This window comes from Blastococcus sp. SYSU D00695, from assembly GCF_054050555.1.
Genome location: NZ_JBJGZP010000013.1, coordinates 41,013 through 63,997, shown reverse-complemented (window position 1 = coordinate 63,997; position 22,985 = coordinate 41,013). Strand labels below are relative to the sequence as shown.

General features: G+C 77.2%; 21 protein-coding genes. 11 read left to right on the top strand and 10 right to left on the bottom strand.

The window, feature by feature from the left end; all coding sequences use genetic code 11:
- Window positions 1-15: 15 nt before the first annotated feature.
- Together hisG and ACI781_RS10770 are read left to right on the top strand one after the other, a co-directional pair.
- Window positions 16-882 (top strand): ATP phosphoribosyltransferase, encoded by an 867-nt coding sequence (gene hisG / locus ACI781_RS10775; protein WP_456566092.1) that lies wholly within the window; start codon window positions 16-18, stop codon window positions 880-882.
- Between the two features lie 56 nt (window positions 883-938).
- Complete coding sequence (locus ACI781_RS10770; protein ID WP_456566091.1) at window positions 939-1,346, top strand: SSI family serine proteinase inhibitor; 408 nt, start codon at window positions 939-941, stop codon at window positions 1,344-1,346.
- A 1-nt stretch (window position 1,347) separates the two neighbouring features.
- Here the strand turns inward: ACI781_RS10770 and ACI781_RS10765 are convergent, their stop codons facing one another.
- A complete protein-coding gene (locus tag ACI781_RS10765) occupies window positions 1,348-1,638 on the bottom strand; it encodes a DUF4287 domain-containing protein (RefSeq protein ID WP_456566090.1) in 291 nt (96 codons plus the stop codon).
- A gap of 184 nt (window positions 1,639-1,822) precedes the next feature.
- Window positions 1,823-2,818 (bottom strand): DUF2877 domain-containing protein, encoded by a 996-nt coding sequence (locus tag ACI781_RS10760; protein WP_456566089.1) that lies wholly within the window; start codon window positions 2,816-2,818, stop codon window positions 1,823-1,825.
- 405 nt (window positions 2,819-3,223) lie between these two features.
- Between ACI781_RS10760 and ACI781_RS10755 the strand changes: the two genes are divergently transcribed.
- Window positions 3,224-5,077 carry a PucR family transcriptional regulator gene (locus tag ACI781_RS10755; RefSeq protein ID WP_456566088.1) on the top strand — a complete coding sequence of 618 codons (1,854 nt, stop codon included), beginning with the start codon at window positions 3,224-3,226 and terminating at the stop codon, window positions 5,075-5,077.
- 90 nt (window positions 5,078-5,167) lie between these two features.
- The gene (locus ACI781_RS10750; RefSeq protein ID WP_456566087.1) at window positions 5,168-5,914 is read left to right on the top strand and encodes a DUF5995 family protein; all 747 of its coding nucleotides are present in this window, start codon (window positions 5,168-5,170) and stop codon (window positions 5,912-5,914) included.
- Window positions 5,915-5,991: 77 nt separating this feature from the next.
- Here the strand turns inward: ACI781_RS10750 and ACI781_RS10745 are convergent, their stop codons facing one another.
- Complete coding sequence (locus ACI781_RS10745) at window positions 5,992-7,581, bottom strand: UDP-N-acetylglucosamine 1-carboxyvinyltransferase (RefSeq protein WP_456566086.1); 1,590 nt, start codon at window positions 7,579-7,581, stop codon at window positions 5,992-5,994.
- Between the two features lie 85 nt (window positions 7,582-7,666).
- Between ACI781_RS10745 and ACI781_RS10740 the strand changes: the two genes are divergently transcribed.
- The gene (locus tag ACI781_RS10740; RefSeq protein WP_456566085.1) at window positions 7,667-8,410 is read left to right on the top strand and encodes an SDR family oxidoreductase; all 744 of its coding nucleotides are present in this window, start codon (window positions 7,667-7,669) and stop codon (window positions 8,408-8,410) included.
- Between the two features lie 101 nt (window positions 8,411-8,511).
- On the opposite strand, the gene ACI781_RS10735 is transcribed toward ACI781_RS10740, so the two are convergent.
- The 3 genes from ACI781_RS10735 to ACI781_RS10725 are packed head-to-tail and all read right to left on the bottom strand — an operon-like array spanning window position 8,512 to window position 10,880.
- Window positions 8,512-9,378, bottom strand: a complete 867-nt coding sequence (locus ACI781_RS10735) for a universal stress protein (protein WP_456566084.1) — start codon at window positions 9,376-9,378, stop codon at window positions 8,512-8,514.
- 49 nt (window positions 9,379-9,427) lie between these two features.
- Window positions 9,428-9,883, bottom strand: a complete 456-nt coding sequence (locus ACI781_RS10730) for a pyridoxamine 5'-phosphate oxidase family protein (protein ID WP_456566083.1) — start codon at window positions 9,881-9,883, stop codon at window positions 9,428-9,430.
- A 55-nt stretch (window positions 9,884-9,938) separates the two neighbouring features.
- The gene (locus tag ACI781_RS10725) at window positions 9,939-10,880 is read right to left on the bottom strand and encodes a DUF998 domain-containing protein (RefSeq protein WP_456566082.1); all 942 of its coding nucleotides are present in this window, start codon (window positions 10,878-10,880) and stop codon (window positions 9,939-9,941) included.
- Between the two features lie 114 nt (window positions 10,881-10,994).
- Between ACI781_RS10725 and ACI781_RS10720 the strand changes: the two genes are divergently transcribed.
- From ACI781_RS10720 to ACI781_RS10710, 3 genes are all read left to right on the top strand, one after another.
- The gene (locus tag ACI781_RS10720; RefSeq protein ID WP_456566081.1) at window positions 10,995-12,257 is read left to right on the top strand and encodes an MFS transporter; all 1,263 of its coding nucleotides are present in this window, start codon (window positions 10,995-10,997) and stop codon (window positions 12,255-12,257) included.
- A 448-nt stretch (window positions 12,258-12,705) separates the two neighbouring features.
- The gene (locus ACI781_RS10715; protein ID WP_456566080.1) at window positions 12,706-13,224 is read left to right on the top strand and encodes a SigE family RNA polymerase sigma factor; all 519 of its coding nucleotides are present in this window, start codon (window positions 12,706-12,708) and stop codon (window positions 13,222-13,224) included.
- Window positions 13,221-13,763: a hypothetical protein gene (locus ACI781_RS10710; RefSeq protein WP_456566079.1), complete on the top strand. Its 543-nt coding sequence runs from the start codon at window positions 13,221-13,223 to the stop codon at window positions 13,761-13,763. Before ACI781_RS10715 ends, ACI781_RS10710 begins: the two co-directional genes overlap by 4 nt.
- Before the next feature lie 54 nt (window positions 13,764-13,817).
- On the opposite strand, the gene ACI781_RS10705 is transcribed toward ACI781_RS10710, so the two are convergent.
- The 4 genes from ACI781_RS10705 to hrpB all read right to left on the bottom strand — a co-directional run bounded on the left by ACI781_RS10705 (window position 13,818) and on the right by hrpB (window position 19,091).
- Window positions 13,818-14,018 (bottom strand): hypothetical protein, encoded by a 201-nt coding sequence (locus tag ACI781_RS10705; protein WP_456566078.1) that lies wholly within the window; start codon window positions 14,016-14,018, stop codon window positions 13,818-13,820.
- 69 nt (window positions 14,019-14,087) lie between these two features.
- Window positions 14,088-14,357, bottom strand: a complete 270-nt coding sequence (locus tag ACI781_RS10700; protein WP_456566077.1) for a hypothetical protein — start codon at window positions 14,355-14,357, stop codon at window positions 14,088-14,090.
- A gap of 305 nt (window positions 14,358-14,662) precedes the next feature.
- Complete coding sequence (gene malQ / locus ACI781_RS10695) at window positions 14,663-16,336, bottom strand: 4-alpha-glucanotransferase (protein WP_456566145.1); 1,674 nt, start codon at window positions 16,334-16,336, stop codon at window positions 14,663-14,665.
- 265 nt (window positions 16,337-16,601) lie between these two features.
- Window positions 16,602-19,091: an ATP-dependent helicase HrpB gene (gene hrpB / locus ACI781_RS10690; protein WP_456566076.1), complete on the bottom strand. Its 2,490-nt coding sequence runs from the start codon at window positions 19,089-19,091 to the stop codon at window positions 16,602-16,604.
- 111 nt (window positions 19,092-19,202) lie between these two features.
- Here hrpB and ACI781_RS10685 point away from each other — a divergent pair, with 111 nt between their 5' ends.
- From ACI781_RS10685 to ACI781_RS10675, 3 genes are all read left to right on the top strand, one after another.
- Window positions 19,203-20,252, top strand: a complete 1,050-nt coding sequence (locus ACI781_RS10685; RefSeq protein WP_456566075.1) for a TIGR03885 family FMN-dependent LLM class oxidoreductase — start codon at window positions 19,203-19,205, stop codon at window positions 20,250-20,252.
- 146 nt (window positions 20,253-20,398) lie between these two features.
- On the top strand, window positions 20,399-22,078 hold the full coding sequence (locus tag ACI781_RS10680; RefSeq protein ID WP_456566074.1) for an alpha-amylase family protein: 1,680 nt from the start codon (window positions 20,399-20,401) through the stop codon (window positions 22,076-22,078).
- A gap of 137 nt (window positions 22,079-22,215) precedes the next feature.
- Window positions 22,216-22,968 (top strand): hypothetical protein, encoded by a 753-nt coding sequence (locus tag ACI781_RS10675; RefSeq protein WP_456566073.1) that lies wholly within the window; start codon window positions 22,216-22,218, stop codon window positions 22,966-22,968.
- Window positions 22,969-22,985 lie beyond the last annotated feature (17 nt).

Sequence of the window (22,985 nt, the reverse complement as noted above, 5' to 3'; positions counted from 1 at the left end):
CGGAGGAGACCTCCAGTGCTGCGCGTCGCTGTCCCGAACAAGGGGGCCCTGAGCGAGCCCGCGGCCGAGATGCTCGCCGAGAGCGGGTACCGGCAGCGGCGCAGCACGAAGGACCTCGCCGTCTACGACCCCGACAGCGACACCGAGTTCTTCTACCTGCGGCCCCGCGACATCGCCGTCTACGTCGCCGCCGGCACCCTCGACGTCGGCATCACCGGCCGCGACATGCTGCTGGAGACCGCCCCGCCCGAGGGCTCGGGGCACTCGGCCGTCGAGGTCATGCCGCTGGGCTTCGGCCGGTCCTCGTTCCGGTTCGCCAGCCCGGTGGAGTCCGGCATCGAGAAGCCCGAGCAGCTGGCCGGCAAGCGGATCGCCACGGCCTACCCGGTGCTGCTGCGGCGCTACCTGGACGACAACGGCATCGACGCCGGCGTCGTGAAGCTCGACGGCGCGGTGGAGACCGCCTGCCGGCTGGGCGTCGCCGACGCCGTCTGCGACGTCGTGGAGACCGGGACGACGCTGCGGGCCGCCGGGCTGCACATCATCGGCGAGCCGGTGCTGGCCAGCGAGGCGGTGCTGGTGCGCCGCGGCGGCACCGAGGAGAGCCCCGCCGTCGCCCAGCTGCGCCGGCGGCTGCGCGGCGTGCTGGTCGCCCGGCAGTACGTGCTGCTCGACTACGACTGCCCCAACGAGCTGCTGGACCGGGCCACCGCCATCACGCCCGGACTGGAGGGGCCGACCGTCAGCCCGCTGCAGACCGAGGGCTGGTCGGCGGTGCGCGCGATGGTCCGCCAGACCGAGACCAACCGGCTGATGGACGAGCTGTGGGAGCTCGGCGCCCGCGCCATCCTCGTCACCAGCATCCACGCCTGCCGCATCTGAGCGCTCCCGTGCGGACGTCCGGGACGCCCGTCCGCGCGCGGGCCGGGTGGCCGGCGGTGCTCCTCGCGCTGGTGGCGGCCGCCGGCTGCGCCGACCGGCCCGGCGGTGGGGACGCCGGAGCGCCCCCGCCGCCTCCCGCGGACGGCCTGACCGTTGCCGTCGACCGGGGCGCCGGTGGCCCGGTCGAGGAGTACACCCTGACCTGCGGCGGGGACGCCGCCGGCACCCTGCCCGACCCGCGGGCCGCCTGCGAGCACCTGGCGGGGCGGGACGCGCCGTTCGCCGCGCTGCCGCCCGACGTCGCGTGCACCGAGCAGTACGGCGGTCCGCAGACCGCCCGCGTGACCGGACGCTGGGCGGGGGAGGCCGTCGACCTCGCGCTGTCGCGGACCGACGGCTGCCGGATCGCCCAGTGGGACTCCCTCGGGCCGCTGCTGCCCGGGCCCGTCGGCGTCCCGGGCTGACTCAGGCCGGCTTCGTCGCCGCGCCGTCCAGCCACAGGGTGTCGGACTCGTCGCGGTGGACCCCGCTGCTGCCGACGTGCTTCGCGCTGATCGTCGGCCCGTTCTTGATCACGTGCACGAGCGCCATGCCGTGGCCGCGGCCCAGGCCGTGCTCCTCGGCCAGCCAGGTCAGCACCGGCCCGGCCTTCGTGGCGGGTCCCTCGAAGCCGCGCTCGCGGGCCCGGTCGAGCAACTGGCGCGGGGTCAGCCCGGTCTTCTGCTCGATCGCGTCGAGGTAGGCCTGGAAGGACATGGCGGCTCCTGGGGGTCCGGCGGCCCGGCTCCGGCGGCGGGCGGCATCACGAGGAGGACGACGGGGCGGCGCCGGACTCATCGGTGGCCGCCGGAACGCCGTGTCGGGACGGACGACGACGGCCAGGGCGTGCGGGGGCCGCCGGACGGTGGGCGGCGGCCCCGGCACCCAGGCCGACCGGGGATCAGCGCGGGCGGGCGGTCCGCTCGACCAGGTCGATCGCGGTGCTCAGGCCCAGCGCGAGCGCGCGGCCGCTGGTCGACCCGGCGGCCATGAGCCCGGCGATGGCCGGGCCGAGCGGGCGCTCGCCGACCAGGCCGTGCAGGACGGCGGAGAACTCGCCGCTGACCCGGCCGGCCGCCGCGTGCCGCAGCAGCGCCCGGGACAGCTCCGTGGTGCGGCCCGCGGCCAGGGCGAACACGCCACCGGCGAAGCGCTCGGCCGCCGGGTGCCCGAGGAGCACCAGGCCGGCCATGGTGCCGGCCATGACGTCGTCGCCGGCCGGGGTGAGGCCCGGGCCGAGACCGATCAGGCGCGTGGCGGTCCGGAGCGCCGCGTCCAGGTCGGCGCGGCGCACCGCACCCCGCAGCGCCGCGAGCGGCCCGCCCGGGCCGCCGGGCAGCCCCGGCAGGGTGAAGGCGCTGTGCGGCCCCTCGCCGTACAGGGCGGTGCGCAGCTGGCGGACGCCCTCGGGGAGCAGGGCCGGCCGGGCGCTGGGGAGCTTGGGGCGGGCGTCCCACCAGGCGGCGGCACTGACCGCCAGGTCCCCGACGACGATCCGGCCGCCGCCGACCTCGGCCGGGGCGCCGGCGGGCAGGGCCACGAGCGGCCGGCCGTTGCTCGGCCGGAAGAGCACGCAGCCCAGCGGGAGGCGGGCGGCGTCGCTGGTCAGCACGCCGACGACGTCCGGACCGCGCTCGGTGGTGACCTGCAGGTACACCGCGGCCGGGAGGCTGGTGAGGACGCGCGCCGGGCGGACCGGGCCGCGCAGGAGGTCGGCGATGCCGGTGCTGGCCGAGGCCGGCACGGCGCTCGCGGGGCGGGAGACGGGCGCGGTGCGCGCGGTGGCCTGCGCGGACTCGCGCGGCAGCGGGATGGTGGGGACGCCGGCTCGTGCGGCCCGCCCCCGCGGCGTCGAGGTGCCGGCGGCGGCCGGGGTGCTGTCGTGGACGGTGCGCATCGAGGGCCCTTCCCCGTCGGATCGGCGCGGGCCCTCCCTGTTCGGAGCCCCCGCCCGGTGCCGCCCCTCCACCGGGGGTCGGGGCTCCGCGGGAACGGTGGCCACCTACCATCCAGCGAGCGGGGTGGATCCGGACTTCGAACCTATTCGGCGCGTCGCGGGCCGAAATATGGCGGATCTCGCCAAGAATGGGTACGGCTGCCCGGGGACTACTGACAGAATGGCGCCAATCGTGGAGCGACCACACGAGCTACATGTACGCGGACGCTCACACAGAGTCACGACTCGCAGGGGAGAGATACGCACGGTGACGAGCCAACTGCGCAGCGTCAACGTGGCCATGGTCTGTACCCGAGGCGAGCGGCAGTCAAACACGACGGCTGGGGCCGTCCGGCAGGGGGCCCGGTGACCGACGTCCGGCCGCAGCAGGCCAGCTGGCAGGAGCGCTCGGGGCTGCCCCTCGACGAGGCGCTGCGCCTGCCCGGCCTGGCCGGGACGGAGCTCGTCGCCGGGGCGGCCGGCCGCTCCCGGCTGGTCCGGCACATGGTCGTCGACGACCCGGCGGACCCGCTGGCGGTGGCGGGCCCGGACGTGCTGGTGGTCCTGGGCAGCCGGCTCCCGTCCGCGGACGCGGCCAACTGCCGCGCCCTGGTCGAGCGGCTGGTGTCCATGGGCACCGCGGGCCTGGCCTTCCGGCGGGCCGAGGGGCCGGCGCCGGTCCCCCCGGAGGTGCTCGCCGAGGCCGACCGGCGCGGCCTCCCCGTCCTGGCGGTGCCGGCCACCGCCCGCATGGACGAGGTCGTCTCCGAGGTCCTGGGCGCGGTCGTCGGCAAGCAGGCCGAGGCGCTGGCGCTGTCCCTGCGGATGCACGACCAGTTCATCGACGTCGCGCTCAGCGGCGGCGGACTGGCCGAGGTCACCGAGCAGCTCGCCGACTACCTGGAGGGCGCCGCCGTCCTGGGGCTGGGCCCCGACCGCGAGATCGTCACCAGCGCCGGCCCGCCCGAGGACGTCGCCGAGATCAGCGACTGGCTCTGGCTGCTCGACGCCGCCGCCGACGACCTGATGGCCGAGATGGCCCCCGCGCGGCGGATCTCCGGCCAGCGGGCAGTGCAGGCCGTCGTCACCCCGGCCGAGGTGCTCGCCGGCGCCGACCTGTCCCCGGCCGACGGCATCCTCCTCGTACCGGGCCACCACGAGCTGCCCGGCGGGGTGGGGGAGTACGCCGTCGCCCCGATCGTCGCCGGCGACCAGCGCCAGGGCTGGCTGGTCGCCGTCGACCGGACCGGGCCGCTGCCGTGGGGCGCCGGCGGGGTGCTCGAGCGGGCCGCCGTCGTCGCGGCCCTCTCGGTCATCCGCCAGCAGGCCGTGCACTCGGTCGAGCTCCGCTTCCAGGGCGACCTGGTCCGGCGGCTGGTCGCCGGCTCGCTGCGGCACACCGAGCGGGTGCTCGCCCAGACGCGCTCGTTCGGCTGGCGCCTGGACGGCCCGGTCGTCGTCCTGGTGACCGCCACCGAGACCGCCGCCGACCCCACGGCCGACCCCACCCGGGCCCTGGACGTGCTGGACCGGCTGGCCGACGGCTGGCGGTCGGCGCTGGAGGGCGAGGTGGCCGGCGCCGCCGTGGCGGGCCTGTCCACCGAGATCGTCACCGTGCTGCCCCTCGACGGGCGCAGCCCCGAGGAGATCAGCTCGCTGGTCGCGGCGGTCACGTCCCGGGTCAACGCCCGGGTCCGCCGGGTGGGCCGCGTGCTGGCGACCGGGATCGGCCGGCCGGCGGGGTCGCTGTCCGCGGTGGGCGAGGCCTACCAGCAGGCGCAGCGCGCGCTGGGCGTGGGCCAGGAGATCCACGGGCCGGCGGCGGTCACGCACTTCGACCAGCTCGGCGTCTTCCGGCTGCTCTCGCTCATCCCGGACAGCACCGAGCTGCGCACCTACGTCGACGAGGTGCTCGGCGCGCTCGCCGACGCCACCGACCCCGACTCCGCCGACCTGCGCGAGACGCTGCGGGTGCTGCTGGAGACCAACCTCAACGTCGCGGAGTCCGCGCGCCGGCTGCACTTCCACTACAACACGATGCGCTACCGGATCGGGAAGCTGGAGCGGCTGCTCGGGCCGTTCACCACCGACCCCACGCTGCGGCTGAACCTGCTGCTGGCCCTGCACGCGGCGCGCATGCGCGGCCTGGACCAGCCGCACCGGCCGCCGGTGGACGCCGGACTGCTGCCCCCCGACGACGGCCTCGACGCGCTCATCTAGCCGGAGGCCCCCGGTGCTCCCCACCGCCCGCGCGCTCGCGGCGGGCCCCGGCGACGGGGCCGGCCCGACCGGCGGGCTGCGCCTGGCACCATGACGGAGGCCGTCGACGCGCTCGTGGCGCGGATGGAGGACCTGCTCGCGCCGATGGCGGCCGCGGGCGACCCGGCGCGGTTCTTCCTCGGCACCTACCTGCGCACCACGCGGGCGGTCGGCGCGGCCATCGACGCCGGCGCGTTCGAGGACCCGGCCTGGGTCAGCGCCTGGGACGTCGACTTCGCCGGGCTCTACCTCGACGCGCTGGAGGCCCACCGCCGCGACCCCGCGACCGCGCCGGAGCCGTGGCGGCCGGCGTTCGGCACCCGGGCCGGCGCCCGACCGGAGGCGCACGTGCTGCTCGGGATGAACGCGCACATCAACTGCGACCTGCCGCAGTCGCTGGTCCGGGTGATCCCGGCCACGGAGTTCGCCGACCCGGCCGTGCTGGCCCGCCGCGAGCGCGACCACGAGCGGATCGACGCCGTCCTCGCCGGCCGGGTCGCCGCCGAGGACGTGGCGCTGCAGGCGGCCGGCAGCCGTCGCACCGTCGTCGACCGGCTGGCGGTGGGGCTCAACCGCGGCGCCGCGCGGGTCCTGCTGCGCGAGTCGCGGCGCAAGGTGTGGGCCAACGCGACGGCGCTGCACGCCGCCCGGCTGCGCGGGCCGCAGGCGCTGGCCGCCCGGGTCGCCGAGCTCGAGGCGCTGAGCGCGGCGCGGGTGGCCGACCTGCGCCGCCCCGGCCCGGTGCTGCTGCGCCTGGCCCTCACCGGCTTCGGCGTCACCCTCCCCACGGCCGCCTGACCGCACAGGTCACGGCCGCCGGCCCGCGTGCAGGGGCCCGCCGCGAGCCTGCGAGTGGCCGGGGGGCACGGGGTCCGTCACGAGTCGCGGAAGACCTCGATCGAGGCGCCCATCTCCACCAGTCGCTCGTAGAGGTGCTCGTAGCCGCGCGCGATGATGTCGACGTTGCGCAGCACCGAGGTGCCCTTCGCCGCGAGCATGCCGAGCAGCAGGCAGACCGCGGGCCGCAGTGCCGGCGGGCAGACCACCTCGGCCGCGCGCCACCGTGTCGGGCCGCCGACCAGCACCCGGTGCGGGTCCAGCAGGCGGACGTCGGCGCCGAGCCGGGTCAGGTCCGACAGGTGGATCGCCCGGTTGTCGTAGACCCAGTCGTGGATCATCGTCGAGCCCTCGGCCGCCGCGGCGATCACCGCGAAGAACGGCAGGTGGTCGATGTTGAGGCCGGGGAACGGCATCGGGTGGATCTTGTCGATCGGCGCCCGCAGGTCCGACGGCGCGATGGTGACGTCGGCCAGCCGGGTGTGGCCGTTGGCCGCCCGGTACTCCGGCGACAGCGTGTAGCGCAGGCCCATCTCGGCGAGGACGGCGAGCTCGATCTCCAGGAACTCCACCGGCGCCCGGCACACGGTCAGCTCGGAGCGGGTGACGATGCCGGCGGTCAGCAGGCTCATCGCCTCGACCGGGTCCTCGCTGATCGTGTAGTCGACGTCGGCGTCGAGCACCGGCCGGCCGCGCACGACCAGCGTCGTCGTCCCCAGGCCCTCGATGTCCACCCCGAGCAGCTGCAGGTACAGGACCAGGTCCTGGACCATGTAGTTGGAGCTGGCGTTGCGGATGGTGGTGGTGCCGTCGGTGCGGGCGGCGGCCAGCAGCGCGTTCTCGGTGACCGTGTCGCCGCGCTCGGTCAGCACGATCGTGTGGTCGGCGGTCGCCGGCGGCGCCACGGTGGCCCGGTACTCCCCGGCGTGCGCCTCCACCTGCAGGCCGAAGTGGCGCAGCGCGATCATGTGCGGCTCGACGGTGCGGGTGCCGAGGTCGCAGCCGCCGGCGTAGGGCAGCCGGAAGCTGCCGGCGCGGTGCAGCAGCGGCCCGAGGAACATGATGATGCTGCGGGTCCGGCGGGCGGCGTCGGCGTCGATGCCGGCCAGGTCCAGCTCGTCGGGGACGACGAGGGTGAGGTCGTGACCGTCGGCGTCCCAGACGGCCGAGACGCCGATCGAGCGCAGCACGTCGAGGATCCGCTCGACCTCGACGATGCGGGCGACGTTGCGCAGGGTCGTGCGGCCGCGGTTGAGCAGCGCGGCGCACAGCAGTGCGACGGCGGCGTTCTTCGAGGACTTGACCGTGACCCGGCCCCGCAGCGGCGTCCCGCCGGTGACCCGCAGGTGCGCGGGGCCGCTCGGGCCGACGGTGATCAGCTCGCTGTCCAGCGCCTCGGACAGGCGGCCCAGCAGCTCCAGGGTGACGTCCTGGCCGCCCTGCTCGATGCGCGCGATCGCGGCGGGGTCGGTGCCCAGCCGCTCGGCCAGCTGCGCCTGGGTGAGGCCGCGGTGGCGGCGCGCGTCCCGCACGAGGTTGCCGATCCGCCGCGTGGCGTCGCACTCGGGTACCGGGCCGCCGGCACCGGCCGTGCCAGGGGGGTCGAGGGGCACGTCGGTGACCGTCACCGCGCAACGCTATCCCCCGCCGGGACGCGCCCCCCAGCGGCACGCCGGTGTCCCCGGACGGACCGGTCCCGCCACACTGTGCGCCGTGGACGTTCTGGTGACAGGGGCCTCGAACCGGCTGGGCCCCTCCCTGGTGCAGGCCCTGCAGCGCGACGGCGACCGGCTGCGGCTCATGTCGCGGCGGGGGACCGGCCCCGGCGGGGTGCGCGGCGACCTCGCCACCGGCTTCGACCTGCCCACCGCCCTGGCCGGGGCGGAGGTCGTGGTGCACGCGGCCAGCGACCCGCGCGACGCCTGGCAGGTCGACGTCGCGGGCACGCGCCGGCTGGTGCAGGCGGTGGACCGGGCGCGGCTGCGGCACCTGGTGTACGTGTCGATCGTCGGCGTCGACCGGATCCCGTGGAGCTACTACCGGGCCAAGTTCGCCGCCGAGCAGGTGCTGCTGGCGTCGGGGCTGCCGGTGACGGTCGTGCGGGCCACCCAGTTCCACGGCTTCGTCGACGAGCTGCTCGCCTCGGCCCGCAAGGGCCCGGTCCTGCCGGTGCCGATGAACTGGCGGGTGCAGCCGGTCGACGTCGCCGACGTCGCCGGCTTCCTCGCGCGGGTCACCCGGCAGGAGCCGACCGGCGACGTCGTGGAGTTCGGCGGCCCCGAGGAGCTGGCCGTCGCCGACGTCGCGCGGGCGTGGGCCGCGGCCCGCGAGCCGGGCACGCACGTGGTGTCCACGCCGGTGCCCGGGCGGCTGAGCGCGGCGTTCCGGGACGGCGCGGCGCTGGCGGCCGGCGGCGAGCGCGGCACCCGCACCTACACCGCGCACCTGCGCGGCTGACGCGGCGCGGCGTCCGGGGGACCGTCGCGCCCGCGGACGGCCGGGCCCGGTCCCCCGGGGACGGCGGTGCCGCGGGGGACCGGGGCCCGGGGCCCGGGGCGTCAGCCCTCGCGCGCCGCCGGCACGACGAGCACCGGCCGGTGGGCGCAGTGCAGCACCTCGCGCGCCACGCTGCCCAGCAGCAGCTCGTGCCCGGTGGAGTGGCCGCGGCTGCCCACGGCGAGCAGGCCGGCGGAGCGCTGCGCGGCGAACCCGGCCAGGGCCGCGGCGGTCGCCCGTTCGCTGCCGGGGCGGCCGTGCCGGGGGACGGTGATGAGCTCGGCGCCGTCGGGCGCGGACGGGCCGGGGCCCTCGCCGGGTTCCTCGACGCCCACCAGCAGCCGCTCCCGGTCGGGGAACAGCCGGGCGACGGCCTCGGCGGTGCGGGCGGCGGTCGTCGAGCCGTCCGTGCCGACGACGACCGGTCCGGACGCCGCCGCCGTCCACTCGACGGTGGTCAGCGGGTACGGGACGACGAGGACCGGCACCGGGCTGACGTGCACCACGAGCTCGGAGACGCTGCCCATGATCGCCTTGAGCCCGGTCAGCCCCCGGGAGCCCACGACGACCAGGTCGGCGGACCGCTCCTGTGCCGCCCGGGCGAACTGGTAGCCGTCCCCGCCGTAGGAGCGCAGCACCAGCGGCTCGGCGTCCCAGCCGGCGGCGCGGGCCAGGGCGACGCCGTTGCCGGCCAGCCGCTCGGCCTCCGCGCGGCCCTCCTGCTCCAGCAGCGCGCCCAGCTGCTCCAGGTCCGCCGCCCGGCCGGCCAGCCGCTGCCGCAGCTGCGGGGAGGTGAAGGGCGGCTCCCACAGGTGGAGGACCGTCGCCGCGGCGGTGGGGGTCAGGCGTGCGGCGGCCTCGATGGCGTTCACCGCGCTCGGCGACCCGTCGTAGCCGACCAGCACCCGGAGCTTCTGCGCAGACGTCATGCGGCCCATCCTGGCCGGTCCCGCGCGTGCGGGCGTGGCCGCCCCTCCCTCAGAGGTAGGCGCGGGGGTCGACCGCCGGCGGCAGCTCGCCGGGTACGATCCGCCGTCCGGAGACCTCCTGCGGGATGAGGCGCAACCAGTGGCCGTGCTCGCCCGGCGCCCACGGCCGGACGTCCGCGGCGCGGGTGCGGGCGACCAGCTCGGCGCGGTGCTCGTCGCCGACCTCCTCGGCCAGCGCGCGGACCAGCACGCTCCAGCCGCTGCGGGTGCGGCGGTCCACCTCGTCGACCTCGAACACCACGTTGGCGTGCCGGGCGGCGGTGAGCTTGCTGCCCGGCTGGGTGCGGATGACGATCGTCGTGCCGTCCAGGGCGTAGTTGACCGGCACCACGATCGGGAAGTGCTCGGCGTTGATCCCGAGCCGGCCGAGCTCGTGCGTGCCGAGCAGGCGGTAGCACTCGTCGACGGGGATGACGTGCATCGTCGCGGGGTCCTCGGCGCTCATGGGCCCATCCTCGGGTCCCCGCGGGGCCCGCCGCGACCCGCGCGGACCGGGCCGCTCAGGGCTCGCGCCGCCGGGGGGTCGCCCACGGGTCGTCGGGGTCGAAGTCGTCGTCCTCGGCTGCCGGGTCCTGGGCTGCCGGGTCCTGGGCTGCGGGGTCCTGCGCCGAGGGGGTCTGGGCGGCGGCGGTGCCCGGGCCGGTGGCGGGGGCGCCCGCGGCGCCGTCCCGGGGTGGGCGGGCCGGCTGCGCCGGCGCGTCGGGGGCGGTCCGCTCCGCGGCGGCGCGGGCCGCGGCGGCCTCCAGCGCCGCGTCGCGCTCGCGCGCCCGCCGGGCCCGCTCGACCCGCTCCTGCTCACGCCGGGCGCGGCGGCCGGTGGTGGGCCCGTCGACGGCCACGGTGGGGCGCCGGGCGAGCCACAGCAGGGCGATCCCGGTCAGCGCCAGGCCGATGGGCAGCGGGTACGCCGCGGCGCGCTCGGTGCCGCCCTCGCCGAGGTAGCCGGTGACGCCGGCGAGGGAGAAGACGCTCATCGCGGTGGTGAGGAGGCCGAGCAGCGCCAGGACGGTGCCCAGCGCCTCCGACCGCGGCCGCACCCCGTACGCCAGGCCGATCAGCCCGAGGCCGCCGCCGAACAGGGCCAGGAACATGCCGAACCGGTGCCAGGTGTCGTCGCCGCTCAGCGGGACCAGCCCGACGACGACCAGACCGGCCGCGGCCGTGGCCAGCATCGCGGTGGCCACCTGCGCGCCGCGCCCGACCAGCGCCGGTCGCAGCAGCACGAGCCCGCCCAGGACCAGCAGCCCCTGCGCCACGAAGGAGGCGTTCATCAGCACGTGGCCGTCCGACGCCGACGTGCCGAGCAGGCCGAGGACGTCGTCCACCCGGGAGTAGGGCAGCGGGTACCGCGCCACGGCGATCGCCTCGACGACGAAGAACTGCAGGGTGCAGAACCAGAGCAGGGCGCCGAGGCGCAGCCGGGTGGGGGTCACGGTGCCCATGGTCCCAGCCGGTCCTGGGAGCACGCGCGGGTCCCGGGAGCACGCGCGGGTCCCGGGAGCAGGGGCGGTCCGGGCGGTGGCACCCGCGCCCGGACGGCGGCGCACGATGGGCGGGTGCCCGCCGCCCTGCCCGCTCCCGGCCCGCGGGCGGCGTCACCGCCGGGCGCCGGGGAGCTCCCGGAGGGGCACCGCGCCGGGTCCACGGAGCTGCGCCGCGCCTCGCTGGCGGTGTTCCTGGCCGGGCTCGCGGTGTTCGCGCTGCTGTACGAGCCGCAGGTGCTGCTGCCGGAGCTCACCCGGGCGTTCGGGGTGAGCCCGGCGGGGGCGACGCTCGCGGTCTCGGTGGCCACCGGCGGGCTGGCCGTGGGCCTGCTGGTGCTGGGACCGCTGTCGGACCGCCGCGGTCGCACCGTCGTCCTGCGCGCCGGTCTCGCCGCGTCGGTGGCGCTCGCGCTGCTGCTGGCCGTCGTCCCGACGTGGGAGCTGCTGCTCGTCGTCCGCGGGCTGCAGGGGTTCGCGCTGGCCGGGCTGCCCGCCGTCGGCGTCGCCTACCTGCGGGAGGAGCTGCACCCGTCGGTCTCCGCGCGCGCCATCGGCCTGTACGTCGGCGGTACCGCGATCGGCGGGCTGTCGGGGCGGGTGCTCGGCGGGCTGCTGGCCGACCTCGGCGGCTGGCGGACGACGATGGGCGGGATCGCGGCGCTCGCGGCGGCCTGCGCGGCGGCGGTGTGGGTGCTGCTGCCCCCGTCGCGGCGGTTCCGGCCGCTGCCGCGGTCGGGCCGCCCGGTGCGGCGGCTGCTGGCCGCGTTCACCGATCCCGTGCTGGTCGGGCTGTACGCGGTGGCGGCGCTGCTCATGGGCGGCTTCGTCGCCGTCTACAACGCGGCGACGTTCCGGCTGGAGGAGCCGCCCTACGCGCTCGCGCCGTCGGTGGCCGGGCTGGTGTTCCTGGCCTACCTGCTCGGCTCGGCGAGCTCGCCGGCCGCCGGCGCGCTGGCCGGCCGCTGGACGCCGCGGCGGGTCGTGCCGCCGGCCGCCGGCGTCATGCTCCTGGGCGTGCTGCTGACCCTGGCGGCGCCGCTGTGGCTGTTCGTCGCCGGGCTGTGCGTGCTGACGACGGGCTTCTTCGCCGCGCACGGGGTGGCCAGCTCCTGGGTGGCCGCCCGGGCCGCGTCCGGCGGGCGCCCGGTCGGGCAGGCCGCGTCGCTGTACTCGTTCTGGTACTACGTCGGCTCCTCGGTGGGCGGCACGGTGGCCGGGCGGGCGTGGGCCGCGGGGGGCTGGCCGGCGGTCGCGTGGCTGGCCGGCGGCGCGACCCTCGCGGCGCTGGCGCTCACCGTGGTCCTGGGCCGCACGCGCGCGCTCACCCCGCGCTGAGTTCGGCAGCAAGGTGACGTGGTGGGTATGGAGGCAGCCCATGCGAATGCCGACTTCCTCCGTGCTGCGGCGCCAGGCGCCGATGTCCGGGGCGCCTTCGGGCGTGGTCGGGGCGAGGTGGGCCTCGGAGAAGTCGCTGTCGCAGACCTTGACCGCGCCCGGCACGGTGGCGGCGGCCACCCGGTCGGCGGCGTAGGGGCAGCGCAGTCGTGCGCACTCGCCGAGGGCGTCCTGCCAAGCCGCCGGGTCCGCCGGCGAGGCGCCGGTCAGCACCAGGCCGTGCGCGTCCGCCACGCCGGCCGGCGACCCGCAGGCGCTCGTGGGGCTGCCGACTCACGCGGTCAGGGGGCGGGGGTGATGAAGTCAGCTGCCCTCTCAACCTCCCGGCCGGATCGGGCGTGTGTAGAGGTGGGAGCGCGCCCGGTCGGGGTGCCGGACTGGGGGTGCTGTGGTCAGGGAGGACGAGGCCGACTTCGCCGACTTCGTCAGGCAGTGGTCGCCCGCGCTGCTCCGGGTGGCCTATCTGCTGACCGGTGACCGCTGGTCGGCGGAGGACCTGCTGCAGACGGCGCTGGTGAAGACGTCGCGGCGCTGGTCGAAGATCGCTGACCACCAGGCCGCCTATCCCTACGTGCGACGGGTGCTGGTCACCACCCAGGCCAGCTGGCTTCGCCGTCGGCGGGTGAGCGAGGTGCTGGTCGACCAGTTGCCCGACCACCACGCGCCCCACGGCGAATCGCTGGCCGTGCCGGGCCGGGCGCTGGCGGCGCTGGACGCCCTGCCGCCGCGGATGCGGGCCGTGATCGTCCTTCGCTACCACGAGGACCTGTCCGAGGCGGAGACGGCGGCCGCGTTGGGTTGCTCGATCGGCTCGGTGAAGAGCCAGGCATCGCGCGGCCTCGCCCGCCTGCGCGTCGCACTCAGCCCGTCCACCGGAGACACCTTGCAGCGAGAGGAAGTGCGATGAACAGCAGCGACCTGCGCGACGCGCTGCGCCGCGACGCCGAGCTGGTCGGCGAGCCGTCCGGCGACCTGCTGGAGCGCGTCGAGGACCTCCGCCGGACGACCGCCCGTCGCCGGGCCGGCGTCGCCCTCGCCTCCGCCCTCGGAGCGGCCCTCGTGGTCGCGGCCGTTCCCGTCGGCGGTGCGTTGCTCGATCAACCCGCCACCGGCGACGCCGCGGCTCCCGCTGGCGCACCGGCTCCCACGCCCGGGGCCCTGACCACGCCGAGCGTGGAGGAGCAGCTCGCCACCCTCGCCGCCGACCTCGGCATCACCGATCCACCGGACGTGCCGGTCCTCCGACTGGTCACGCCCGAGCAGAGCGAGGCCCTCGTGGAGTCGTGTCTGGCCGAGCACGGCTACCCGCTGACCGAGGGGTCTCACGAGGTCCCGAACGCGGAGGTGGGCGACTTCGACCTTGCCCGCTACATCTGCCTGGCCAGCTACCCGATCGACCCGTCCTACGTCGGCGGCCCCGTCGACGAGGACCGGATCACGGACTAGGAACGGCCCTTGACCGGCGGCGCCCGCCCCAGGAGGTGGGCGCCGCCGCTCCGCTCAGGCCTCGGCCGAGTGGATCTGGTCGCCGGCCGGGTCGGCGTCGTCGGACCCCACCGCCTGCCGCTCCTGCTCGGTGCGGTGCTGCAGCGCGTCGTCGTTGGGGCGGTCGTAGCCGCCGGCGTGCTGGCTGCGGTCGCGCGGCGCGGACTCGTGGGGGGTCATGACGTCGTCGAGCGTCGGCTCGTCCGGGGTGCTCATCGCGGTCCTCCGCTCTCATCGGGTGTGCCGCCCTCCGCCATAGCCCGGGGCCGCCTCCGGTAACCGCCGTCAGCGCTGCTCGAGCGCGGACGCCGGCAACCAGGCCTCCATCAGCACCGACCCGGCCCGGCCCGCGACGGTGAACGCCACCCGGCCGTACCAGCCCTCGTCGGTCTGCCGCCACTCCACCAGCAGCCCGGGCCACACGCCGGGGGCGCCGGGCGGGTCGTGCACCCAGCAGTGCCGGCCGCGGCCGTCGGCCCGCCGCACCACCGGCGGCGGGGCGGGCAGGTCCCGGACGTCGGGCGGTGCTGGTGACGGCGCCGCGGCCGACTGCACGGCCGGCCGGGGCTCGTGGGGTCGGGCGTCCCGCGGCGGCGTCGCGGCGGCCGGGAAGGGTGCGTCCCAGTCCTCCTCGGCCGCGGGCGCGCCGGAGCGGGCCGCCCGCTCACCCAGGGAGCGCCCCGACCGCCCTCGATGCATCCCTCCCGCCACGGGAGGAGTCTGGCACGCCGGTCGAACGTGTGTTCGGTCGACACGTCGGCGTCGCAGCGGCGATGCGGAGAGGCTGCGGGGAGCCCGACGCACGCTCTGGCAGTGCCCACCCGGGGTGGGCACTGCCAGAGCGTGGTGAGAGCTCCGGGTCAGTCGCCCGCGGCGTCCTCGGCGGCGGTGCGCGCGGCGCCGTCGGCCAGGGTGCGGGCCACCGTCTGCAGCAGCTCGTGCTCCGGCAGGTCGTCGACCGGCACCGGCAGCGGCAGGCACCAGTTGGGCCGGTCGGTGGTCCCCGGCATGTTGGGCCGGCGCTCGTCGGCGACGGCGTCCTCCAGCGTGGCCGAAAGCAGCAGCGAGGGCGCCGTCGCCAGCGCCTCGTGCGCCCGGCGCACCGCCGTCGCCGGCGTGGCCTCCTCCGCCACCCCGGGCAGCCGGCCGAGCAGCCCGGCACGGCCGCGCTCGAGCTCCTCGTCGGTGCCCGTTCCCTGCTCGCGCTGCTCGGCGAGGTCCGCGCCGCTCCACAGGCCGGCCACGGTCGGCAGGTCGTGGGTGGTGATGGCGGCCATCGCCCCGACCGGCCACCGCGCCGGCTCGTCGTCCTCGAACCACAGCAGGCGGTAGCTGAGGATGCCGTGCTCGGCCATCGCCTCGCGGACGCCGTCCTCCACGGTGCCCAGGTCCTCGCCGACCACCAGCGCCCGCGCCCGGTGGCTCTCCAGCGCGACGATGCCGAGCAGGTCCTCGGCCGGGTAGCGCACGTACGCGCCGTCGGTGGGTCCCCCGCCGAGCCCCGGGCCCCCGGCCGGCACCCACCACAGCCGGAACAGGCCCATGACGTGGTCGATGCGCAGGCCGCCTGCCCCGGCCATCGTGGCGCGGATCGACTCGACGAACGGCTCGTAGTGGGCCAGCCGCAGCCGCCACGGCACCAGCGGCGGGGAGCCCCAGTCCTGGCCCTGGGAGTTGAAGGCGTCCGGCGGGGCGCCGACGCTCACGCCCCGGGCCAGCACGTCCTGCCACGCCCAGGCGTCGGCGCCGCCGCCCGCGACGCCGATCGGCAGGTCCTGGATCACGGTCATGCCCTCGGTCGCCCGCTCCAGCTGCAGCTGCAGGCACCACTGCAACCAGGCGTGGAAGGCGACGTCGCGCTCGTGCTCGGCGACGAAGCGGCCGACCTCCTCGCTGCGCGGGTCGCGCAGGGCCGGCGGCCAGGTGTGCCAGTCCGGCCCGTGCTCGTCGGCGAGGGCGCACCACGTCGCCCAGTCCTGCAGCTTCTGCCCCTGGTGCCACCACCAGTCGGGGAAGGCCGGGTCGTCGCGGCCGGTGGCGTCGAACACCCGGCGCAGCACCTCGCGCTTGCGGGCCCAGATCGCGTCGCGGTCGATCAGCGCGGTGTCGTTCAGCGCCCGCCCGGCGTCCTCGTCGAGGTCGACCGCCGAGGCGCCGGGCACCTCGCCCACGCGCAGGTACAGCGGGTTGCGGAAGCGGCGGGTGGCCGGCAGGTAGGGGCTGGCCTCCTGCTGCGGCGTGGGGGCGACGGCGTGCAGCGGGTTGACCAGCACGAACCCGGCGCCCTGTGCGGCGGCCATCTCCCGGACGGCGCGCAGGTCGGCGAGGTCGCCGATGCCCCAGCTGGCGCGGCTGCGGGCGGCGTACAGCTGCACCGCCCAGCCCCAGGTGCGCTCGGGCGGCCAGCACCGGCCCGGCGTGACGATCAGCCGGCGCCGGTGCCCGCCGGGGGCCTGCAGCCAGTGGTAGCCGAGCGGGAAGTCGTCGTCGAGCTCGCCGTCGACGTGCCGGGTGGACCCGTCCTCCAGGGTCACCTCGGCCTCGTCGACCTCGAGCACGTCGCCGGGGAGGGCCACGATGGGCGCCCGGTCCTCCAGGTCGTCGGGCGGGGTGCCGATCACCTCCCGCAGCCGGTCGATGGTGGCCTGCGCGACCGTGTGCTCCTCGTCGAGGGCGTCGACCCAGCGGGCATCGATTCCCCACTCGTCCGTCGTCGGGGTGCCTGTCACCCCCCGATCCTCACCGCCGCCCCCGCTCGGCGCAGTGCAAGCGCGCCGTGGCGCCGCTCTCGGTCCGGCCTCACCGCGAGGGCCGCGCCCGCGGCGTGGCCCTGGTCGTGGGGGCGGCCGACGCCGGGTCCTCCGGCCAGGGGTGGCGGGGGTAGCGGCCGCGGAGCTCGCTGCGCACGGCCGGGTACCCGGTGACCCAGAAGCCGGCGAGGTCGGTCGTCGTGGCGACGACGTGCTGCGCGGGGGAGAGCAGCTGCAGGCGCAGCGGTCGACCGGCCACCACGGGCGTGCGCGCCCACCCGAACACCTCCTGCACGCGCACCGACAGGGTGGGCACGAGCGGGTCGGTGTAGTCGACGCGGATGCGGGAGCCGGTCGGCATCGTCACCGTGTCGGGGACGACGGCGTCGAGGTCGCCGGCCACCTGCCAGGGCACCAGCGACCGCAGCGCCGCGGTGACGTCGACCCGGGCCAGGTCGGCGCGGCCCCGGACCGCGGAGACGTCGACCGCGGCGAGCAGCTCCGGGTCGCCGACCGCGGGCCACGGCTCCCCGAGGCCGGCGTGCGCGGCGGCGAGGCGGTCGCGCAGCCGGCGCGCCGCCGGTGTCCAGGGGAGCACCCCCACGCCCTCCGCGCGCAGCCCCTCGGCGACCGCGGCCGTCACGGCCGCGGGGTCGGGCTCGCGCAGCGGCCGCTCGGCCAGCACGACGGCGCCCAGCCGCTCGACGCGGGCGGCGTGCACGGTCCCCTCGCGCCAGGTCACCTCGTCGCCTTCGGCGTGCAGCGGCCCGCCGGCCTCCAGCGCGGTGGCCTCGTCGATGGCCACGGCCGCCCGCACCCGGGCGTCGCGCCGGCCGGGGGCGCGGTCGGCCACGGCGACGGCCAGCCACGGCGCCCCGGCCAGCGCCGTGCCGGGGGCCAGCTCGGCGCCGGTGCCGGCGGCCATCAGGTAGGTCGTGGTGCTGCCCGGCCGCAGCCGGGCCAGCCGCCCGGGGTGGGCCAGGCCGACGACCAGCCCGGCCGCGGTGTCGTCGGCCAGCCGGGGCGCGCCGGTGTCGCCGGCGGCGCGTTCGAGGCGGGCGACCTCGTCCCGCCAGCGGGCGGTTGCGGCGCGGTCGGCGCCCGAGCGCAGCGCCCGCCAGGTGGCGACGAGGTCGTCGGTCCGCGACGGCGGCTCCGCCGACAGCAGCGCGACGACCTCGGCCGCGCGCCGGCGGCCCACCAGCGGCGCGCCGTCCAGCAGGGCGCGGGCCAGCCGCGGGTGCACCCCGACGGCGGTCAGCGCGCGTCCCCGAGCGGTAGCGCGGCCCTCGCCGTCCACGGCGCCCAGGCCCTGCAGCGCCTCCCCGGCCACGAGCAGCGCCGCCGGCGGCGGGCGGTCGAGCAGCGCGAGCCCCTCGCCGCCGGGCGCGCCCCAGCAGGCCAGTTCGAGCGCGAAGGCGGTCAGGTCGGCGACGGCCACCTCCGGCTCATCGTGCGCGGGCAGCCGGTCGTGCTCGGCGGCGGTCCAGCAGCGGTAGACGGTGCCGGGGGCCTCGCGGCCGGCGCGGCCGGCGCGCTGGGTGACCGCCGCGCGGGAGGCGCGCACGGTGACCAGCGACCCGAGCCCGCGGGCCAGGTCGGCCCGGGGCACGCGGGCCAGCCCGGCGTCGACGACGACCCGGACACCGGGAACGGTCAGGCTGCTCTCGGCCAGGGCGGTGGCCAGCACGACCCGGCGCCGGGGGCCGGCCCGCAGCGCGGCGTCCTGCGCGGCGGCCGGCAGCCGGCCGTGCAGCGGCAGCACGTCGGCGTCCACGCCGCCCAGCCGGCCGGCCACCGTCGCGATCTCGCCGGCGCCCGGCAGGAACACCAGCACGTCGCCGGCGCGCTCGGCCAGCGCCCGCCGGACCGTCGCCGCGACGTGCGCGAGCAGCCGCGGGTCCACGCGCAGACCGTGCGGTGGGTCCACCGGCGTGGGCGGCGGCGCCTGCACCACCTCGACGTCGTGCAGTGCCCCGTGGGCCTCGACGACCGGCGCGGGACCGTCCCCGCCGCCGATGAGCGCGGCGAGCCGGCCGGCCTGCGCGGTGGCCGACATCGCCACCAGCCGCAGGTCCGGGTGCAGCACCCCGCGGACGTCCAGGGCGAGGGCGAGCGCGAGGTCGGTGTCCAGGTGCCGCTCGTGGCACTCGTCCAGGACGACCGCGGCCACCCCGGGCAGGTCCGGATCGGCCTGCAGGCGCCGCACGAGGAGGCCGGTGGTGACCACCTCGACCCGGGTGGCGGCGCTGCGCCGGCTGTCGCCGCGCACGCTGTAGCCGACCCGGCCGCCGACGGCCTCGCCGAGGAGCGCGGCCATCCGCGCGGCGGCGGCGCGGGCGGCCACGCGGCGCGGCTCGGCCACGAGGACCCGCCCGCCGGCTCGGTCGGCCAGCGCGAGCGGGACGAGCGTGGTCTTCCCGGTGCCGGGCGGGGCGACCAGCACGGCGGTGCCCCGGGCCGACAGCGCCTCGGCGAGTGCGGGCAGCGCGGCGCGGACCGGGAGGTCGGTCCCCGGCGTCCCGGGCGGTGGCAGCACCCGCCCAGTCTCCCGTGCGCCGGCCGGGCTCCCCGGCGGACGGCGGCAGGGGCCCCGGGACCGGGCGGTGAGGCAGGAGTGCCTCACCCGGGCGCGGGTAGGGCAGCCCGCATGACCGTCCTCGGGTTCCACAACTCGCACGAGCAGGTGCACCCGCGCGATCTGCTGGCCGCCGTCCGGCACGCGGAGGAGGTGGGCTTCACCGCCGCCATGTGCTCGGACCACCTGACCCCCTGGAACCCGCGGCAGGGGGAGTCGGGCTTCGCCTGGTCCTGGCTGGGCGCGGCCATGGCGACCACCGGACTGCCCTTCGGCGCGGTGAACGCCCCGGGTCAGCGCTACCACCCGGTGGTCGTGGCGCAGGCGATCGCGACCCTCGGCGCGATGTTCCCCGGCCGCTTCTGGGTGGCGCTGGGCAGCGGCGAGGCGATGAACGAGCACGTCACCGGCGACCCGTGGCCCCGCAAGGAGCTGCGCGACGCCCGGCTGCGCGAGTGCGTCGACGTCATCCGGGCGCTGCTGGCCGGCGAGGAGGTCAGCCACGACGGCCTGGTCCGCGTCGACCGCGCGAAGGTGTACACCCTCGCCGACCCGCAGCCGGCGCTGATCTGTCCCGCGGTGAGCGTCGAGACCGCCCGCCGCGGCGCCGACTGGGCCGACGGCCTGGTCACCATCAACCAGCCGCACGAGAAGCTGCGCGAGATGATCGCCGCCTACCGGGACGCCGGGGGCCGCGGGAAGCTCGTCCTGCAGGTGCACGTCTCCTGGGACCCCGACCCCGACCGGGCGCTGGCGATCGCCCACGACCAGTGGCGCAGCAACGTGTTCCCGCCGCCGCTGTGCTGGGACCTCGACAGCCCCGAGGCCTTCGAGCAGGCCAGCGCGCACGTGACGCCGCAGGGGGTGACCGACGCCGTCCGGGTGTCGGCCGACCTCGACCGGCACGCCGCCTGGATCGCCGAGTACGTCGACCTGGGCTTCGAGGAGGTCTACCTGCACCACGTCGGCAAGGAGCAGACGGCGTTCCTCGACGCGTTCGGGGAGCGCGTGCTGCCGCAGCTCGACGTCACCGCGCCGGCCCCGGCGCAGGCGATCGACCCCGCGGGCCCGCCGTCCCCGTGGCGGCCGCGGCAGGAGCCGCTGCAGTCCTCGATGGCCTGACCCGGACACCACCCGCCGTCCCGCCGACCCCCGCGATCATGGGGTCGTCGCCGCCGACACGCGCCGAAACGCCACGACCAGCGGCCACACGCCCATGATCGCGGCCGAGGTGGCCGGCCACTCCCGAGCCGAGGGGAACCCCGCGCATGCGCATCACCGACACGTCCGACCTCTGGTGGAAGACGGCGGTCGTCTACTGCCTCGACGTCGAGACCTACATGGACTGGGACGGCGACGGCTGCGGTGACCTGCAGGGGCTGGCCCAGCGGATCGACCACCTCGCCGACCTCGGCGTGACCTGCCTGTGGCTGATGCCCTTCTACCCGACCGCCGAGCGCGACGACGGTTACGACATCACCGACTTCTACGGCGTCGACCCGCGGCTGGGCACCCACGGCGACCTGGTGGAGGTGCTGCGCACCGCCAAGGACCGCGGTATGCGGGTGATCGCCGACCTCGTCGTCAACCACACCTCGATCAAGCACCCGTGGTTCCAGCAGGCGCGCAGGAGCAAGGACTCGCCGTTCCACGACTTCTACGTGTGGCGCGAGGACGAGCCGCCGGACACCTCCGACCAGGTCGTCTTCCCCGACCAGGAGGACAGCATCTGGACGCTCAACGAGCCGACGGGGGAGTGGTACCTGCACCGGTTCTACAAGGAGCAGCCCGACCTCAACGTCGCCAACCCGCTGGTCCGTGACGAGATCGCCAAGGTCATGGGCTTCTGGCTGCAGCTGGGGCTCGACGGCTTCCGGGTGGACGCCGTCCCGTTCCTGCTGGAGACCTCGGGCATCGACGAGCAGCAGGCCGCGGAGTTCCAGGACCCGCACCAGTACCTGCGGGCCCTGCGCGCGCTCGTCGCCCGGCGCGCGGAGGCGGCCGTGCTGCTCGGCGAGGTGAACCTGCCGCACGAGGAGCAGCAGCAGTTCTTCGGCGGGGTCGACGGCGACGAGCTGACCATGCAGTTCGACTTCATCGCCATGCAGGCGATGTACCTGTCGCTGGCCCGCTGCGACGCCTCGCCGCTGGTCGACGCGCTCACCGCCCGGCCGCAGGTCTCCCCGGACAACCAGTGGGGGATGTTCGTCCGCAACCACGACGAGCTCACCCTCGACAAGCTGAGCGAGGAGGAGCGGCAGGAGGTCTTCGCCGCCTTCGGCCCCGAGGAGCGGATGCAGGTCTACGGCCGCGGGCTCACCCGGCGGCTGCCGCCGATGCTCGACGGCGACCCGCGGCGGGTGCGGATGGTCTACAGCCTGATGTTCTCGCTGCCGGGCACGCCGGTGCTGTTCTACGGCGAGGAGATCGGCATGGGCGAGAACCTGGCCGCGGAGGGCCGGCTCGCCGTCCGCACCCCGATGCAGTGGACGTCGGGCCGCAACGGCGGCTTCTCCACGGCCGCGCCGTCGCGGCTGCCCGGCCCGGTCGTCGAGGGCGGCTTCTCCCCGGAGTTCGTCAACGTCGCCGACCAGCGGCGCGACCCGGACTCGCTGCTGTCGTTCGTGCGGCTGCTGATCCGCCGCTACCGCGAGTCCCCGGAGCTGGGCTGGGGCAGCTACGAGGTGCTCGGCCAGCCGCACCCGGAGGTGCTCGCCAGCCTCTCCAGCTGGGACGACGGCGCGCTGGTCGCGGTGCACAACCTCGGCCCCGAGCCGCGCACCGTGCCGCTGGTCCTGCCCGGCTGCGACTCGACCCACCGGCTGGAGGACCTGCTGGTCACCCGGACGACGGCGATCGGCGACGACGGCTCGGTCGAGCTCACCCTCGACGGCTACGGGTACCGCTGGCTGCGGGTCGTCGCGCGGGAGAGCCGCCGCCTGCTCTGACGGAGGTCCCCGGTGTCGACGTGTCGCTCTGTCGGTGAGTCACCTGGCCGACACGGACAGGTGGCGACACGACGAGATGTCGACACGCGCCGCGCGGGTCCCGGCGTCGTCGGTGGCCGCGCCTAGCGTCGCCCGCGATGTCCGAGCCCAGCGCACCCCCCGTCCCGGCCGGCCTGCCGATGGAGACCGGCCCCATCCCGCCGTACTTCGGCCTGTCGGGTCGCACCGGCCCGTCGGCACCGCAGACGGCGCCCCAGCCGCGCGCCGCCGGGGCCGGGCCGGCCCCGGCCGACACCGCCGAGGCGCCCGCCGTGCCCGCCGGCGCCACCGCGGCCGGCGCGCAGGCACCGGTGCCGGAGGCGCCCACGGCCGAGGCCCCGACCGTGTCCGGCCCGGCGGCCGACCGCGGGTCCGACCCGGCGGCCGAGCCCGCCGGCGTGCCGGACGCCTGGGCGCTCACCGGCGACGGCCCCGGCGCCGACGCCGTGCCGCCGGGCTTCCCGACGACGCCGGTGAGCACCCGGCCGCCCGTCGTCCGGGCCCGCCGCCGCGACCCGCTGACCCGGATGGGCCCGTGGGCCCCGGCCGCCGGCGCGCTGTTCGGACTGGTCGCGGGCCTGGTCGTCGCGGTGCTCCTCGCCGGGCGCGCCGACGCCTTCGGCGAGGGGCTGGCGCTGGTCTTCCTCGTCGTCGGGCTGACCATGCTCGGTGCCTCGGCCGCGCTGCTGGCCGACGAGGTGCGGATCGTGCGCCGCGGCGCCCGCGAGGCCGGGGTCCGCCCGGCGTGGGTGGAGGCGACCGCCAACCTGGTCAACGGCCTGACCCCCGCCCGGCTGCTGCTGGCGTCGAGCGCGTTCGTGCTCTTCCTCGCCGCCTACGTCGGGCGCTGACCGGGCCGGGCGGGGCC

Excerpts from the sequence above, each read along its gene's own strand:
- ACI781_RS10760 (WP_456566089.1), bottom strand. The coding sequence starts at position 2,818 with ATGCGCACCGTCCACGACAGCACCCCGGCCGCCGCCGGCACCTCGACG.
- ACI781_RS10710 (WP_456566079.1), top strand. The coding sequence starts at position 13,221 with ATGAACAGCAGCGACCTGCGCGACGCGCTGCGCCGCGACGCCGAGCTG.
- ACI781_RS10730 (WP_456566083.1), bottom strand. The coding sequence starts at position 9,883 with ATGAGCGCCGAGGACCCCGCGACGATGCACGTCATCCCCGTCGACGAG.
- ACI781_RS10735 (WP_456566084.1), bottom strand. The coding sequence starts at position 9,378 with ATGACGTCTGCGCAGAAGCTCCGGGTGCTGGTCGGCTACGACGGGTCG.
- ACI781_RS10705 (WP_456566078.1), bottom strand. The coding sequence starts at position 14,018 with ATGAGCACCCCGGACGAGCCGACGCTCGACGACGTCATGACCCCCCAC.
- ACI781_RS10765 (WP_456566090.1), bottom strand. The coding sequence starts at position 1,638 with ATGTCCTTCCAGGCCTACCTCGACGCGATCGAGCAGAAGACCGGGCTG.
- ACI781_RS10725 (WP_456566082.1), bottom strand. The coding sequence starts at position 10,880 with ATGGGCACCGTGACCCCCACCCGGCTGCGCCTCGGCGCCCTGCTCTGG.
- ACI781_RS10685 (WP_456566075.1), top strand. The coding sequence starts at position 19,203 with ATGACCGTCCTCGGGTTCCACAACTCGCACGAGCAGGTGCACCCGCGC.
- ACI781_RS10675 (WP_456566073.1), top strand. The coding sequence starts at position 22,216 with ATGTCCGAGCCCAGCGCACCCCCCGTCCCGGCCGGCCTGCCGATGGAG.
- ACI781_RS10750 (WP_456566087.1), top strand. The coding sequence starts at position 5,168 with ATGACGGAGGCCGTCGACGCGCTCGTGGCGCGGATGGAGGACCTGCTC.
- ACI781_RS10680 (WP_456566074.1), top strand. The coding sequence starts at position 20,399 with ATGCGCATCACCGACACGTCCGACCTCTGGTGGAAGACGGCGGTCGTC.